A 15331-nucleotide genomic window follows, 5' to 3' on the forward strand; every position below is an offset into this window, starting at 1 on the left:
GTGCTGAGTGTTTCGCCAATGAACCCGGGCGTCAAGCTTCCGAACTCCTCTTGCGGCAGGCGCCGATCTGTCGCATGCCTGCATCAAAAGATGGGAGGAGTTTTCATGCGACGTTATTCAGCCTGCATAGAATGGCTGTTTGCCGAAGAGGGCGACAGCTTTCCCGATCGCATCCGCCGCGCCCATGCGGCCGGCCTGCCGGCGATCGAATTCTGGCGCTGGACCGGCAAGGATCTGGATGCGATCGAGGCGGCGCTGAAGGAAACCGGCCTCGCCGTCTCCAGCCTCGTCGCCGAACCGATGATCGCGCTGACCGACGCCGCCAACCGGCAGGCCTGGCTGAAAGGCCTTGCCGAATCCGTCACTGTCGCGAAACGTCTCGGCGCGCCGGTGCTGATTGCCCAGGCGGGCGACGATCTCCCGGGCTTGACCCGCGAAGAACAGCGCCGGGCGCTCACCGAAACGCTGAGAGCCGGCGCCGATATCCTCAAAGGCAGCGGTGTCCGCCTCGGCGTTGAGCCGCTCAATATCCGCATCGACCATGTCGGCTATTTCCTCGATTCGACCCGCGAAGGTCTAGACATCGTCGATGACGTCGCTCGCCCCGAGATCGGCATCGTCTACGACATCTACCATTCCGCCGTGATGGACGAGCGCACCGAGGAGGTGCTGAACGGCCGTCTCGACCGTATCATCCACGTCCATGTCGCCGATCACCCTGGCCGCCACGAACCGGGTTCCGGCAGCATCGACCTTGCCCACCGCCTCGGCTGGATCTTCGCCAACGGTTACGACGGCGCCGTCGGTCTGGAATATCGGCCGACCAGGCCCGGCGCGGACGCAGCCAAGGCCGCGATTGCTTCGCTCGGCGGTTAAACCTCGGCGGCATCGACGCTTGCCACCACCTTGCAGGGTCCGGCCGAGCGCCGCTCGATAATGCGCGAGGCAATCATGATGCGCCGCGCCGGCATGCCGGGCAGGCGTGGATTCTCGATGCGCTCGAGCAAGAGCCGCAGCCCAACCGCCCCGCATTCCTGCCCCTCCATCCTCACCGTCGTCAGCGCCGGCGAGATCTGCGTCGCCGCCGAGTAGTCGCCGAAACCGACGACCGAAATATCGTCGGGAATGCGATATCCCTGGCCGAGCAACTCGGAAACCACAGTCAGTGCCAGCCCGTCATGAGCACAGAAAAAAGCCGTCGGGCGGATACCTTTTTCCGCAAGCGCTCTGAAAGCCGCGCTGAAGCCGTTCTCTTCATCGAACTGCATAACATGAAGCGCAACATCAGGATAACGTTCGGCGATTTCGCGGGCGCCGTAATGCCGCTCCTGGCGCCCCCGCAGGCCCGGCATGCCATAGACATAAACGATGGACCGATGGCCGAGCCCGACCAGATACTCCACCACCGCCTGCCCTGCCTCATGGTCCGTGCCGCCGACATGGTCGATCTGTTCGAGCGCATCGACCCAGCCGAAACGTACGATTGGAACGCCGGTGGCACTCGCCGCCGCCACTGCCTCACGGGCATGCGGACCGACGAGCATCAGCCCGTCGCACGTGCGCGCCAGCTCCTCCAACTGGCGGGAATCATGGGTCCAGCGTACGCGCAGCGTCATGCCAAGCCGATGGGCCTCGCGCTGCACACCGTTCTGCACCTGCATATAAAGCTCACTGTTGACGGCATCCAGATCGTGAAAGACAACCGCGACCTCGCCCGCACCACCCTGCCCGGCCGGCCTTGTATAGCCGAGGCGCTGCGCCGTCTCGCGGATCAGCGTGCGCGTTTCCTCGCTAACGCCGCTCTTTCCGGCAAGCGACCGCGATACCGCATATTTCGACAGGCCGACCTCCCTTGCGATGGTCTGCAATGTAACCCGGCCTCTACTTCCCACGTGACACCTCAGCGTTCGATTGATGCGACGCTGGCTCTATCAACCGCGCCCGTCAGCCAAATTTTTACACTAACGAAAAACATAACGCTTTACCTAACAATATCCAAATGTAATCTTTTCCCCATCCAAGCCCGACAGCAAAAAATAATCATAAGGGCACGGATTTTTGGAGGAGATCCCCTATGATCAAGCTGAAACGACGTGCGTTTCTGGCCGGGACGTCGGCCGCCCTGATACTGCCGGCCCTGCCGGTTTTCGCCGCTGACTTCAAGGAAGCGGATGTTCTGAAAACGAAGGTGTCGAGCGGCGCCCTGCCGGCCCTGAAGGACCGACTTCCTGAAAATCCGCTCGTCGTCAAACCGGTCGAAAGCGTCGGCAAATACGGCGGCGACTGGAACATGGCGCTGGTCGGCGGCGGGTCGCTGTCGATGCTGTTCCGCTATCAAGCCTACGAGCCGCTGCTGCGCTATACGCCCGACTGGTCCGGCGTAACGCTCAATGTCGCCGAGTCCTTTGAGGGCGACGCCGACTCCAAGGTCTATACGATCCGCCTGCGCAAGGGCATGAAATGGTCGGACGGCCATCCCTACACCACCGCCGACATCAAGTTCTGGTACGACACCGTCTTCACCGACAAGCGCGTCGCCTTTGTCGGCCAGGATCATTGGAAGTCCGGCGGCAAGCCGGCCAAGCTGGAGATCGTCGACGAGCAGACCTTCAAGGTCATCTTCGACAAGCCGAACGGCCTGTTCCCGCTGCAAGTCGCCTGGGCAAACAACGACCAGACGACGCGCACGCCGAAGCATTATCTCGAGCAGTTTCACATCGACTTTAATCCGAAGGCTGATGAACTCGCCAAGCAACGCGGCTTCGAAAGCTGGATCGCCTCCTTCCAGGCGGCCGCCGGTTTTCAGGATGACAATGCCTTCTTCCTGAACTCCTCGAAGAAGCCCTGCGTCCATGCCTGGATGTTCACGATAGCACCCGGCGAAAACACCGAACGCGCCGTTGCCGAGCGCAATCCCTACTACTGGAAGGTCGATACCGAGGGCAACCAGCTGCCCTATATGGACCGTATCGTCTACCAGATGGTCGCCGACCCGCAGGTTCTGCTGCTGAAGGCCATGCAGGGCGAAGTCGACCTGATGGACCAGTATATCGCCACGCCGAACAACAAGTCGGTTCTCTACGATGCGCGTGAGCAGGGCGGCTATGATTTCTACACACTGACTTCGACTGAAGCCAATGTGATGAATTTCATCTTCAACCTGAACCACAATGATGAGACCAAGCGGAAGCTTTTCCGGAACAAGGATTTTCGTGCGGCGCTCTCGACGGCGCTCGACCGGCAGTCGCTGATCGATGCGGTGCTCGTTGGCCAGGGGGCGTCTGCTCAGCCGTCGATCAAGAAGGAGGACCCGCTCTACAACGAGCAGCTCGCCACGCAGTTCACGGCCTATGACGTCGACAAGGCGAATGCCATGCTCGATCAGATCGTGCCGAAGCGCGACGACCAGAACTTCCGCCTCGACGAAAAGGGCCGCCGCCTGACGATCATCTTCGAGATCGACCAGGCGCGCGCTGTCTTCCTCGATCTCTTCCAACTTGTCATTCCGATGTTCCAGGCGGTCGGCATCGATGCGCAGATGCGCTCGATGGACCGTTCGCTTTGGGAAACCCGCGTCCGCCAGGGCCGTGATTTCGATGCGACTGCGCACCAGTTCGGCGCAAATGGCGGCGTCGCCGCCATGCTCGACCCGCGCTATTACGTGCCGACCGATGCCAACGCCATGTATGCCCCGGCCTGGCAACTCTGGTATCGCGACCGCGCCAATGCCAATGCCGAGGAACCGCCGGAAAGCACGAAGAACCAGCTCGCGCTCTACGACAAGCTGAAGGCGACCTCCGACGCATCAGGCCAGCGCGAGGTCATGAAGCAGATCCTGCAAGGTGCGGCCGACAATTTCTATGTCTTCGGCATCTCGCTGCCGCCTGACGGCTACGGCATCGTCAAGAACAACATGAAGAACATCACGAAGATCATGCCGAATTCTTTCGGCTGGCCGACGCCCGCTCCGACGATGCCGGAGCAATTCTACAAGGTCTGAAGACCTTTTATCCCAGGAGCCCAGTCAAGCGCCGGCCCCGCCGGTCGGCGCCCAGATGCTTTCTTTGCCAATGATTGGATGAAGACGATGCTCGATGCCAGGAAACAAAATACCCACGCGCTGAGAACGCCGGACTGGTTCAAGACCGCGACACGCTGGACCCAGCTGACCTTCGTGGAAGACGACCCGGAGAAATACGACCCGGCCTTCTGGATCGATGTCTTCAAACGCACGAAATCGAACGCGGTCTGCCTCAGCGCCGGCGGCTATATCGCTTATTATCCGAGCGACGTGCCCTACCACTATGTGAGCAAGTATCTCGGCGACAAGGATATCTTCGGCGCGCTCGTCGACGCCGCCCGCAAGCTCGACATGCATGTCATGGCCCGCGTCGACCCGCATGCGATCCATGACGATGCCGCCAAAGCCCATCCCGAATGGGTGATGATCAATGCCGACGGCACGCCGCGCCGTCACTGGGCCTATCCCGACGTCTGGGTGACCAATGCCTATGGCGACTACAACACCGTCTTCATGCCGGAGGTGGTCAAGGAGATCGTCCGCAAATACGATATCGACGCGGTCTTCGCCAATCGCTGGCAGGGCCACGGCGTCGATTACAGCGAAGACAGCGCTCGTCGCTTCAAGGACATCTCCGGCCACGCACTGCCGGCGAAGCCCGATGCCGAAGATCCCGCCTGGCAGGCCTGGGTGCAGTGGCGCCGCCGCGTGCTCACCGACATGATCGCCCAATGGGACGATGCCGTCAAAGCGATCCGCCCGCATGCGAGCTTCATTCCGAACATGGGCGGCGCTTCGCTGATGGAATTCGATCTCTCGGTCATCGCCAGACATTGCCCCTTCCTCGTCGTCGACCATCAGGGCCGCAAGGGCCTCGAGCTCGGCTGGTCGGCTGGGCGCAACGGCAAGCGCATCCGCGCCACCTTCCCCGACCGCCCGGTCGTGCTGATCACCTCGATCGGCCCGGAGGAGGAATATCGCTGGAAGGATGCCGTCACTTCGGGCGAGGAGATGCAGCTCTGGATCAACGACGGCACCGCTCACGGCCTCTACGCCTGGTTCACCAAATTCAACGGCGTCGTGCCCGACAAACGCTGGGTCGAGCCGGTCGCCGACGCATTCGGTCTCCAGGCAGCCGTCGAGCCGGTGCTGGAAAGCATGAAGCCCACCGCCGAAATCGCCGTCATCGATCCCTCGACGACGCTGCGCCACTGGGCGCCGGAAGAGCGGCATTCCGCCGAAAAGCATGACCTCGGCCTCTACCATGCCCTCGTCGAGGCCCGCCTGCCCTTCGAGCTGCTTTCGGACCAGGTGCTGACCGAAGAAAGCCTCGATCGGTTCAAGCTCATCATTCTCGCCAACGCTTCCTGCCTTTCTGATGCGCAGAACGCGGCGATCCGCGCCTATGTCGATCGTGGCGGCAGCGTCATTGCCTCTTACGAGACGTCGCTGCGCGATGAATTCGGCAAGAAGCGTTCCGAATTCGGTCTGGCCGATGTGCTCGGAGCCAAGTACGTTTCCGGCCCGCGCGGCATCGTCAAGAACACCTATGTCGCCCTTTCCGGCGATCACCCGATCAATCGGGGTTTTGACGGCGCCGAACGCATCATGGGCGGCACCCGCCTGATCCACGCCGAACCGTCGGCCGATGCGAAGACGCCCTTCCTCTACATCCCCGATTTTCCCGATCTGCCGATGGAAGAGGTCTATCCGCGCGAAGACCCGACAGGTGCTGCCGTCATCGCCCGCGAGACTGGCAAGGGGGGCCGCAGCGTCTATATCCCCTGGAATATCGGCGAGATCTTCTGGGAGGTTTTTGCGGTCGACCACGCTCGTCTCATCGCCAACGCCGTCCATTGGGCGCTCGGCAAGACACCGCGCGTCACCGTCAAGGGCAAGGGCGTCGTCGATCTGGCGCTGCGCGAAAACGGTGACGGCCTGGCCCTCAGCCTCTTCAATCTCACCAACCCGATGATGATGAAGGGCCCGATCCGCGACAATTACCCTCTGGCAGCGCAGACCGTTTCGGTGGAGATTCCGGAGGGCCGATCGGTGGCGAAGGCCTGGCTCGTCGTTGCCGACCGCGCCGCAAGCTTCAGCTTCGGGAATGGCCTCGCGCAGGTGGAGGTGCCTGGTATCGATCGGCTGGAGGTCCTGCATCTCACCTGGAAATGAGATGACACGCGACGGAGGAGCGCTTTCGGCCTCAAGGGCCGAAGGCGGGTGAAGATCCGGGGGAAGCGTGTCACCGCGTTCCCGACGGGAGGAGAAACGTTTCAATGCTTGGCTATATCTTCAAGCGCGTGCTCTACATGATCCCGACCTTGTTTGGCATGTCGCTGATCTCGTTCCTGATCATCCAGTTGCCGCCGGGTGACTATCTGACGTCGATGATCGCCACCATGAGCGACAGCGGCCAGACCGTCGATCCCGCGCAGATCGAGCGGCTGAAGGAAATCTACGGCTTCGACGATCCCTTCTATATCCAATATCTGAAATGGATCTGGGGCATCGTCAGCCGCGGCGACTTCGGCTACTCCTTCGAGTGGGGCCAGCCCGTTTCCGGGCTGATCTGGGCCCGTATGGGCTCGACGCTGGTGATCTCGCTCTTGAGCCTGCTTTTTGTCTGGATCGTGGCTTTGCCGATCGGCATCTACTCGGCCGTGCGCCGCCACTCTGTCGGCGATCATGTCTTCACCTTCCTCGGCTTCATCGGCCTCGCGGTGCCGAACTTCATCCTGGCGCTGACGCTGATGTATGTCGCCTATAAGTATCTCGGCCAGAGCGTCGGCGGACTGATCTCGCCGGAATATGCCGAGGCGCCCTGGAGCCTCGCCAAGGTTGGCGATTTCCTCGCCCATCTCTGGATCCCGATCATCATCATTGGCGCATCCGGAACGGCAGCGATGATCCGTATCCTGCGCGCCAACCTGACCGACGAACTGCACAAGCCCTATGTCGTCACCGCCCGCGCCAAGGGACTGCCGGAATACAAGGTCATCCTCAAATATCCGGTCAGAATCGCGCTCAATCCCTTCGTCTCGGCGATCGGCTGGGTGTTGCCGCATCTCGTCTCCGGCGTCACCATCACCGCCATCGTGCTGAACCTGCCGACCGCCGGCCCGCTGCTTTTCCGCGCGCTGATCTCGCAGGACATGTATCTCGCCGGCAGCTTCATCCTGCTTTTGAGCGCGCTCACCCTTGTCGGCATGCTGCTGTCGGATCTGCTGCTGGCGCTGCTCGATCCGCGCATCCGGTTCAATTGAGGGGAATGCGATGAGCACGCACGAAACCTTCGGAGCCCATGCTGGTCCGCTTCACACTGTTGCCGACGGCCCCTCGATCAGCCCGCTGAAACAGGGCAAGACCGTCTCGACCGCCGCGATCGGCCCCTGGCGGCTGGTCGCCGGCAAATTGATCCGCCAGAAGGTGGCGATGGTGGCCGGCGCCATCATCCTGTTCCTCTATCTGGTCGGCCTCTTCGCCGAATTCCTGGCGCCGGCTTTGCCGATGACCTCGCGGCCACAATATACCTATGCCCCGCCGCAGGGCTTCAGCTTCTTTGTCGAAAAGCCGGACGGCAGTTCGGAGTTCAATTTCCATGTGAAGGGTTACAAGGTCGAGATCGACAAGGTGGCGCTGCGCCGCACCTTCGTCGTCGACGACACCAAGGTCGTCCCGATCGGCTTCTTCGTCAAAGGCGCGGCCTACAATCTCTGGGGCCTGATCCCGATGAACCGGCACCTGATCGGCCCTCTGAACCAGAACGACCCGATGTATCTGCTTGGCGCCGACAGGCTTGGCCGCGACGTCTTCTCGCGCCTCGTCTATGGCACCCGCGTATCCATGTCGATCGGCCTCGTCGGCGTCGCCATGTCGCTGATCCTGGGCGTCGTGCTCGGCTCGATCTCCGGCTTCTACGGCGGCTGGGTGGATACGCTGATCCAGCGTGTCATCGAGGTCGTCAGCGCCATGCCGACCATCCCGCTGTGGCTCGGCCTGGCGGCGGCGATCCCGCTGACATGGTCGCCGGTCAATGTCTATTTCGTCATAACGATCATCGTCTCGCTGCTTGGCTGGACCAGCCTGGCGCGGGAGGTGCGCGGCCGGTTCCTGGCGCTGCGCAGTGAGGATTTCGTCGTTGCCGCCCGGCTCGATGGATCAAGCGAGGCGCGGCTGATCTTCCGCCATATCCTGCCGTCGCTGACGAGCCACATCCTTGCCGTCGTGACACTGGCCGTGCCGACGATGATCGTCGCCGAGACTTCGCTGTCCTTCCTCGGCATCGGTCTCAAGCCGCCGGTCGTCAGTTGGGGCGTGCTGCTGCAGGACGCCCAGAACATCCGCACCGTCGCCACCGCGCCGTGGCTCCTGATCTGGCCATCACTCGCGGTCGTCGTCGCCGTCCTGTCCTTCAATTTCTTCGGCGACGGCCTGCGCGATGCCGCCGACCCCTATGACAATTGAGGAGGAAACCATGACCGATCTTTCAGACGACGTCGTTCTCTCCGTCGAAAACCTCTCGATCGATTTCAGGCTGCGCACCCATATCCTGCACGCCGTCGAAAATGTCAGCTTCGAGCTGAAACGCGGTGAGACGCTCTGCCTCGTCGGCGAAAGCGGATCCGGTAAAAGCGTCACCGCCCGTTCGCTGCTGCAGATCGTCGACAGCCCCGGCAGCATTGTTTCCGGCCGCATCCTGCTCAACAATGGCGACGGGGTCACCGATATCGCCGCCTTGAAGCCGTCGGATCGGGCAATGCGCGCCATCCGCGGCCGCCGCATCGGCCTGATCTTCCAGGAGCCGATGAGCTCGCTGTCGCCGGTCCACACCATCGGCTCGCAGATCATCGAGGCGGTGCGCCTGCATAGCAATCTCGATCATCGCGCCGCCCGCGAAAGGACCGTCGAACTGCTGCGCCAGGTCGAAATTCCGAACCCGGACAAGATGGTCGATCGCTATACCTTCGAATTCTCCGGCGGCATGCGCCAGCGCGCCATGATCGCCATGGCGCTTGCCGGCAATCCGGATATTCTCATCGCCGACGAGCCGACGACGGCGCTCGACGTCACCACCCAGGCCGAGATCCTCGACTTGATCAAACGCCTGCAGGTCGAGCGCGGCATGGCCATGCTGCTCATCACCCATGACATGGGGATCGTCGCCGAAGTGGCAGACGACGTCGCCGTCATGCGCTTCGGCCGTATCGTCGAGCGCGGACCGGTGGATGCGATCTACCATGCCGCCGAACACCCCTATACCCGCCAACTGCTCGCCTCGACAGTCAAGCTCACGCATCATGTCGAAGGCCGGCTGCCCGCCGTGGCGCTGTCGCCGGAGGCACCGCAGCCGATCCTGTCCGTCCGCAACCTCGGCAAGATCTACGGCTGGCACGGCAAATCAAACACGCTGCGCGCCGTCGATGACGCCAGCTTCGATCTCTATCCCGGCGAAAACCTCGGCATCGTCGGCGAAAGCGGCTCCGGCAAGACCACACTCGGCCGCTTGATCCTGCGCACCGTCGAGCCGACAGCGGGCAGCATCACCTATCGCGGCAGGGATGGCGGCGAGATCGATGTCACCAAACTCACCAAGCGCGAGCTCCGCACCTTCCACCGCGAAGTCCGCCTGGTCTTCCAGGATCCGTTCGCCTCGCTCAATCCGCGCATGACCGTCAAGGAGGTGATCGGTGATCCGCTTGTTGTCAACGGGCTGGCCAAGGGCAAGGCGCTGGAGGACCGCGTCGCCGAACTGATGCGCCTCGTCGGCCTCGATCCGATGGGCATGGAGCGTTATCCGCATGCCTTCTCCGGCGGCCAGCGCCAGCGCATCGGCATCGCCCGCGCCCTTGCGCTCGACCCGCGCATCATCATCGCCGACGAGGCGACATCGGCGCTCGATGTCTCGATCCGCAGCCAGATACTCGACCTGCTGCTCGATATCCGTCAGCGGCTGAACTTGAGCTTCATCTTCATCTCGCACGACATTTCAGTCGTGCGTTATTTCTGCGATCGTGTCGCCGTCATGCATCGCGGCAAAATTGTCGAACTCGGCGAAGCCGAACAGATCTGCACCGCTCCCAAGGAGGCCTATACCAAGAGCCTCATCTCCGCCGTTCCCAATCCCGACCCCCGCGACAAGCGTATGCTGCACCGGCATCGTTTCGTTGCGCCCGCCAATATCTAAGGACGATCCCGTGCCGAAATTCTCTGCCAATCTTTCCTTCCTCTATCAGGACTTGCCCTTCCTCGATCGATTTGCCGCGGCTGCAAGGGACGGCTTCGGCGCGCTCGAATATCTTGGCCCCTATGCCGAACCGAAGGAGAAGGTCGCCGAGGCGCTGAAGGCGAGCGGCCTGAAACAGGCGCTCTTCAATGTGCCGTCCGGCGACTGGACCGGCGGCGAGCGCGGCATTGCCTGCCTGCCGGACCGCGTAGAGGAGTTCCGCAACGGGGTCGCGCAGGCGCTCGATTATGCCGCAGCGCTCGATTGCCCACAGGTGAACGTCATCTCCGGCCTGGTCCCGAAGGGTGCGGACCTTCAAACGCTGGAAAATATGCTGGTCGACAATCTGAAATACGCAGCAAAGCGCTGTGCCGACGCCGGCGTCAGGCTTTTGATCGAGCCGATCAATCTGCGCGATATTCCCGGCTTCTTCCTGTCGACCACTGCTGATGCCGAACGCATACTCGACCGGGTCGGCTCGGACAATCTCTATATCCAGTATGATTTCTACCACATGCAGATCATGCAGGGCGACCTGATCCCGACCTTCACAAGGCTGAAGGAGAAGATCGCCCATGTGCAGATCGCCGACAATCCCGGCCGGGGCGAACCCGGCACCGGCGAGATCAATTACGGCTTCATCCTCTCCGAACTCGACCGCCTCGGTTACGACGGCTGGGTCGGCTGCGAGTACAAGCCGAAATCCGGCACCAGCGAAGGCCTCGGCTGGATGAAACCCTATCTGAAGTCAGCGAGGACGGCATGAACATCGGATTTATCGGACTGGGCGTCATGGGCCGCCCGATGGCGGAACACCTGATCGACGCCGGCCACACGCTGCATCTGAGCCGCGTGAAGGAAGCCTCGCAGCATCTTGTCGACAAGGGCGGCAAAGCCGTAGCAAGCGCCAGGGCGGTGGCGCACGCCTCCGACATCGTCATCCTGATGCTGCCGGATACACCAGATGTCGAGGCGGTGCTGTTCGGCGAAGATGGCGTCGCCTCCGGCCTTTCCCAAGGCAAGCTCGTCATCGACATGAGCTCGATCTCGCCGGTGGCGACGAAGACCTTCGCCAGGCGGATCGAGGCGCTCGGTTGTGATTATCTCGATGCTCCCGTTTCCGGCGGTGAGGTCGGCGCCAAGGCCGCCTCGCTGACGATCATGGTTGGCGGCAAGGAGCAGGTTTTCGAGCGCGCCAGGCCGCTTTTCGAAAAGATGGGCAAGAACATCACCCATGTCGGCGGTAGCGGCGACGGTCAGACGGCCAAGGTCGCCAACCAGATCATCGTCGGCCTGACGATCGAGGCGGTTGCCGAAGCGCTGCTCTTTGCCAGGAAGGCAGGTGCTGATCCGGCCAAGGTGCGCACCGCGCTGATGGGCGGCTTTGCCGCTTCGCGCATCCTCGAAGTGCATGGCGAGCGCATGGTCAAGGAGACCTTCGAGCCCGGCTTCCGCATCCGTCTGCACCGCAAGGATATGACGCTCGCCGTCGATGCCGCCCGGGCACTGGATCTGTCGCTGCCGAACACCGCCGCCACGCAACAGCTGATGAATGCCGCGATCGCCAATGGCGACGGCGAACGCGACCATTCCGCCCTCATCCGCACCCTGGAACTCCTCGCCGGAGGACCGCGCTAGATCAACGCTTTTTAGAATAGCCGGACGACACCTTCGATTGCCGACGCCGGAGCCTTCTGTCCGGACGGCGAAGCCATGTCCGGACATCGATAGAGAAGGACAGGATAATGCTGAACAAAGATATCCAACTGCCCTACGGCGCCGTCTATTTCCGCAAGTCCAATCCTCCCCGCGAGGATTGGGAACGTGACTACGCCACTGCTGGACAAGACGGCCTCAACATCTTCCGCCACTGGTTCATGTGGAGCGCGATCGAAACCGCCCCCGGCGTCTACGATTGGGAGGAATATGACCGCCAGATGGATCTTGCCGCCGCAAACGGCATCAAAACCGTTATCGCCGAGCTGATTCATGCCGTGCCGGACTGGGCGATACGCAAATATGCTCATGCATTGCAGGTCAATGCCGACGGCACCAAACTCGGCTCCTATATGGGCGTTTCGTCGGCAACCGGCGGCTTCTCCAACAATGGCGGCGGCGCCGGCGCCCTGACGCTGAACTGCCCCGAAGTGAAGGAAGCAGCGGGCAAGTTCCTGACCGCGCTCGCCACCCGCTACAAGGATCATCCGGCGATCTACGGCTACGACGTCTGGAACGAGTGCAACTATTCCGCCGATGTCGATTACAGTCCCTATGCCAAGGCTGCCTTTCGCAAATGGCTGGAAGAGAAATACGGCAGCCTGAAGGTTCTGGCAAAAGCCTGGTACCGCTACAGCTATGCCGAATGGGACGATATCGAGCCGCCGGTGCATATGGCGCCCTATCCCGAATGCATCGACTGGCTGCAGTTCAAGCGCGACAATTTCTACGATCAGATGCAATGGCGCATCGACACGATCCGCGCCGTCGACCAGAAGAACACCATCGTTGCCCACGGCATATCCGGCGCAATTCCCAACATGGCGGCCAACGGCTGCGACGATTGGCTCGCCGCCTCCAAGGTCGAGGTTTACGGCTTCACCTGGATCCAGGCCCGCAAGGGGTCGGAAGCCTGGAAGAACTGGTACGGCGTCGACATCAACCGTGCTGCCGCCCGCGGCAAGCCGTTCTGGCACGCCGAGCGCCAGGGCGGCCCGCTCTGGCTGCAGCCGCAGGTGATCAGCCGCGACAAGGAGGATGGTCGCGTCGCCGAACCCGAGGATATTCGCCTCTGGAGCATGACCTCGCTTGCCGGCGGCGCCCGCGGCGTGATCAATCTGCGCTGGCGCCCGCTGCTCGATGGCCCGCTCTTCGGCGCTTTCGGCTCCTACGGCATGGACGGCGCGCGCACGCCGCGCTCCGACATGGCAAGCGCCATGGCAAAATGGGCAAACGACAAGGCGCAAGGCACCCTCTGGGAGGCAAAGCCGGTGCGCGGCGAAGTCGGCATCCTCGTCGTTCGCGAAACGCAGGAGTTCGATTACCTCCTGAACCACGACCGCAAGGAGAAACCCTATCCCGAAGCCATGTGGGGCGCCTATCGCGCCTTCCTCGAAAACGGCGTGCAGCCGGACTGGGTGCATATCGACGACATCGCGGCCTATGATTTCCTCTATTTCCCCTATCCGATCATGTTCACATCAGAGCAGGCGAAGCGCTTGAAAGCCTGGGTCGAGAACGGCGGCACGCTGATTGCCGAGGCATGCCCCGGCTATTTCGGCGATCGCGGCCATGTCGGCACCGTGCAGCCGAACATGGGCCTCGACGAGGTCTTCGGCGCACGAGAGGAAGAGGTCGAGTTCATGCCCGATATCGGCGACCGCATCCATTTCGATCTCGACGGCGCGGCGGTCGACGGCGGCGGCTTCCTGCAGTCTTATCGGCTGACCGGCGGAACGGGACGCGGCCACTTCACCGACGGCCGTCTTGCCGTCGTCGAAAATGCCTATGGCAAGGGCCGCACGCTGCTGATCGGCACCAATCCTTCCGTCGCCTATTACCGCACGCAGGGTAAGGCGAATGGCGTTTTCTTCGCCGAGTTGCTGGCATGGAGTGGAAAGAAACGGCATGTGACGCTGTCGAACACCACCCTTTTCGCCCGCATTCACGAGGGGGAAAAGGGCAGCTTCCTCTGGCTCGTCAATCCGACGCGGACGACGCAGAAGACCGAGGTGACGCTCGCCCGAGGGACGCCTGCACAAGGTCAAGCCGTCTGGCCAATCGGCCATATCGGCAATGGTAGCATCGAGGTGCCTGCGCGCGACGTACTGATCCTGCCGCTCGATAGCTGAAACTTCAGGATGCGGATGAACTGGCGCCTTCGGCAAAGGCTTCAAGCTCGGGATCGAAATCGACCTCGACGACATTGTTGAAGACGGCGGTGGCCAGCATGATGCCGGCAAAGGCGACGAGATCGACAAGCACCTTGGTCTCGTAGCGCTCTTTCAGCTTCGCCCAGAGTTCGGCGGGAACAGCGTTGGAATCGGCGACGATCGCCTTGCCGAAGGCGTCGAGCAGCGCTTCCTCGTCGGAAAGCACCAGCGCATCGGGATTGAAACCCTTGTTGATCAGCGCCCGGCGAAAGAAGGTGATGGCGATCTTCGATTTCGCCACCTTCGAGATCGCATGCGAGAAGATCCAAATCGCCCGGTCGCTGACGGCAGGATCGAGCTCAGCCCGTAGCGTGAACCATTCGGCATAGATGCGGTGGGCGGCGGGCGAATGCAGCAGCGTCCGCTTCATGTTGGTCATCCGCCCGCGCAGCCTGACTTCCTCGTCATGCGCCGCACGAACCTCTTCCGAAGCGGTGTCGTAGTCGATCTGCGGGAGATGGCTCATCGGCTTGCTCTTCCTTTTCGCACAAAAGCTATCGGGTCGCCGAGACGTTATGCGGCTGCGCAGCGGCAATTCGCTTGGCCACCGCCCTGCTCCCGCTTAGAATGACGAAATCGAAAGTGGAGGCAAGGCATGAGCGACGACCACGAGCATCACCATGTCGACTGGCGGGAACATGGCGTCAAGGTCATTCCCGGCAATTCGCTCGATCCGAACACCGCGCAGACGCCGGGCATGAACCGTGCGGCCGCAATCAACAAGGCGCGCGCCGGCGCCGAGAAGATCTGGGCCGGCACGGTGACGATCCATGCCAACGCCAAGACCGGCGCCCATCACCACGGCGATCTCGAAAGCATCATCTACGTGGTCAAGGGCAAGGCCCGCATGCGCTGGGGCGAGCATCTGGAATATACCGCCGAGGCCGGCCCCGGCGACTTCATCTATGTTCCGCCCCATGTGCCGCATCAGGAGATCAACGCCAGCCGCGACGAGACGCTGGAATGCGTGCTCGTCCGCTCAGGCCAGGAACCAGTCGTCGTCAACCTCGACATCGAGCCGGTCGAAAAGCCGGAGGACGTCGCGTGGATTGACCCGATCCACCGTTAGAGCAATTCACCGTCGAGCAAGCGGCTGACATCCTCAGCCGCCGAACGCTCTGCCAAGATCATCGCAAAAGATCGTCGCAGACCGCT

The 15331-nt window shown here is 62.1% G+C and carries 12 protein-coding genes; 10 read left to right on the top strand and 2 right to left on the bottom strand.

What is annotated here, in order from left to right:
• Nucleotides 1-105 precede the first annotated feature (105 nt).
• On the top strand, nt 106-876 hold the full coding sequence (locus A6U98_RS20360) for a TIM barrel protein (RefSeq protein ID WP_064652192.1): 771 nt from the start codon (nt 106-108) through the stop codon (nt 874-876).
• On the opposite strand, the gene A6U98_RS20365 is transcribed toward A6U98_RS20360, so the two are convergent.
• Nucleotides 873-1892, bottom strand: coding sequence for a LacI family DNA-binding transcriptional regulator (locus A6U98_RS20365; protein WP_064652193.1), 1020 nt, complete (start codon nt 1890-1892; stop codon nt 873-875). The genes A6U98_RS20360 and A6U98_RS20365 overlap by 4 nt on opposite strands.
• Before the next feature lie 182 nt (nt 1893-2074).
• Here A6U98_RS20365 and A6U98_RS20370 point away from each other — a divergent pair, with 182 nt between their 5' ends.
• From A6U98_RS20370 to A6U98_RS20405, 8 genes are all read left to right on the top strand, one after another.
• Nucleotides 2075-4000 carry an ABC transporter substrate-binding protein gene (locus A6U98_RS20370; RefSeq protein WP_064652194.1) on the top strand — a complete coding sequence of 642 codons (1926 nt, stop codon included), beginning with the start codon at nt 2075-2077 and terminating at the stop codon, nt 3998-4000.
• Nucleotides 4001-4087: 87 nt separating this feature from the next.
• Nucleotides 4088-6196 carry an alpha-amylase family protein gene (locus tag A6U98_RS20375; protein WP_064652195.1) on the top strand — a complete coding sequence of 703 codons (2109 nt, stop codon included), beginning with the start codon at nt 4088-4090 and terminating at the stop codon, nt 6194-6196.
• A 104-nt stretch (nt 6197-6300) separates the two neighbouring features.
• Nucleotides 6301-7287, top strand: a complete 987-nt coding sequence (locus tag A6U98_RS20380; protein ID WP_064652196.1) for an ABC transporter permease — start codon at nt 6301-6303, stop codon at nt 7285-7287.
• A 10-nt stretch (nt 7288-7297) separates the two neighbouring features.
• On the top strand, nt 7298-8488 hold the full coding sequence (locus A6U98_RS20385; protein WP_064652197.1) for an ABC transporter permease: 1191 nt from the start codon (nt 7298-7300) through the stop codon (nt 8486-8488).
• 10 nt (nt 8489-8498) lie between these two features.
• On the top strand, nt 8499-10208 hold the full coding sequence (locus tag A6U98_RS20390) for an ABC transporter ATP-binding protein (RefSeq protein WP_064652198.1): 1710 nt from the start codon (nt 8499-8501) through the stop codon (nt 10206-10208).
• A 10-nt stretch (nt 10209-10218) separates the two neighbouring features.
• A complete protein-coding gene (gene otnI / locus A6U98_RS20395; protein WP_064652199.1) occupies nt 10219-11013 on the top strand; it encodes a 2-oxo-tetronate isomerase in 795 nt (264 codons plus the stop codon).
• Nucleotides 11010-11885, top strand: coding sequence for a 2-hydroxy-3-oxopropionate reductase (locus A6U98_RS20400; protein WP_064652200.1), 876 nt, complete (start codon nt 11010-11012; stop codon nt 11883-11885). Before otnI ends, A6U98_RS20400 begins: the two co-directional genes overlap by 4 nt.
• Nucleotides 11886-11992: 107 nt before the next feature.
• On the top strand, nt 11993-14095 hold the full coding sequence (locus A6U98_RS20405; protein ID WP_064652201.1) for a beta-galactosidase: 2103 nt from the start codon (nt 11993-11995) through the stop codon (nt 14093-14095).
• Between the two features lie 4 nt (nt 14096-14099).
• Here A6U98_RS20405 and A6U98_RS20410 read toward each other — a convergent pair whose 3' ends face one another.
• Nucleotides 14100-14642, bottom strand: a complete 543-nt coding sequence (locus A6U98_RS20410) for a hypothetical protein (RefSeq protein WP_064652202.1) — start codon at nt 14640-14642, stop codon at nt 14100-14102.
• 129 nt (nt 14643-14771) lie between these two features.
• Between A6U98_RS20410 and A6U98_RS20415 the strand changes: the two genes are divergently transcribed.
• Entirely contained in the window at nt 14772-15245 is a 474-nt protein-coding gene (locus A6U98_RS20415; RefSeq protein ID WP_064652203.1) for a cupin domain-containing protein, read from the top strand.
• The last annotated feature ends 86 nt before the right edge of the window (nt 15246-15331 follow it).

Source organism: Rhizobium sp. WYCCWR10014 (genome assembly GCF_001657485.1).
Lineage (GTDB): Bacteria > Pseudomonadota > Alphaproteobacteria > Rhizobiales > Rhizobiaceae > Rhizobium.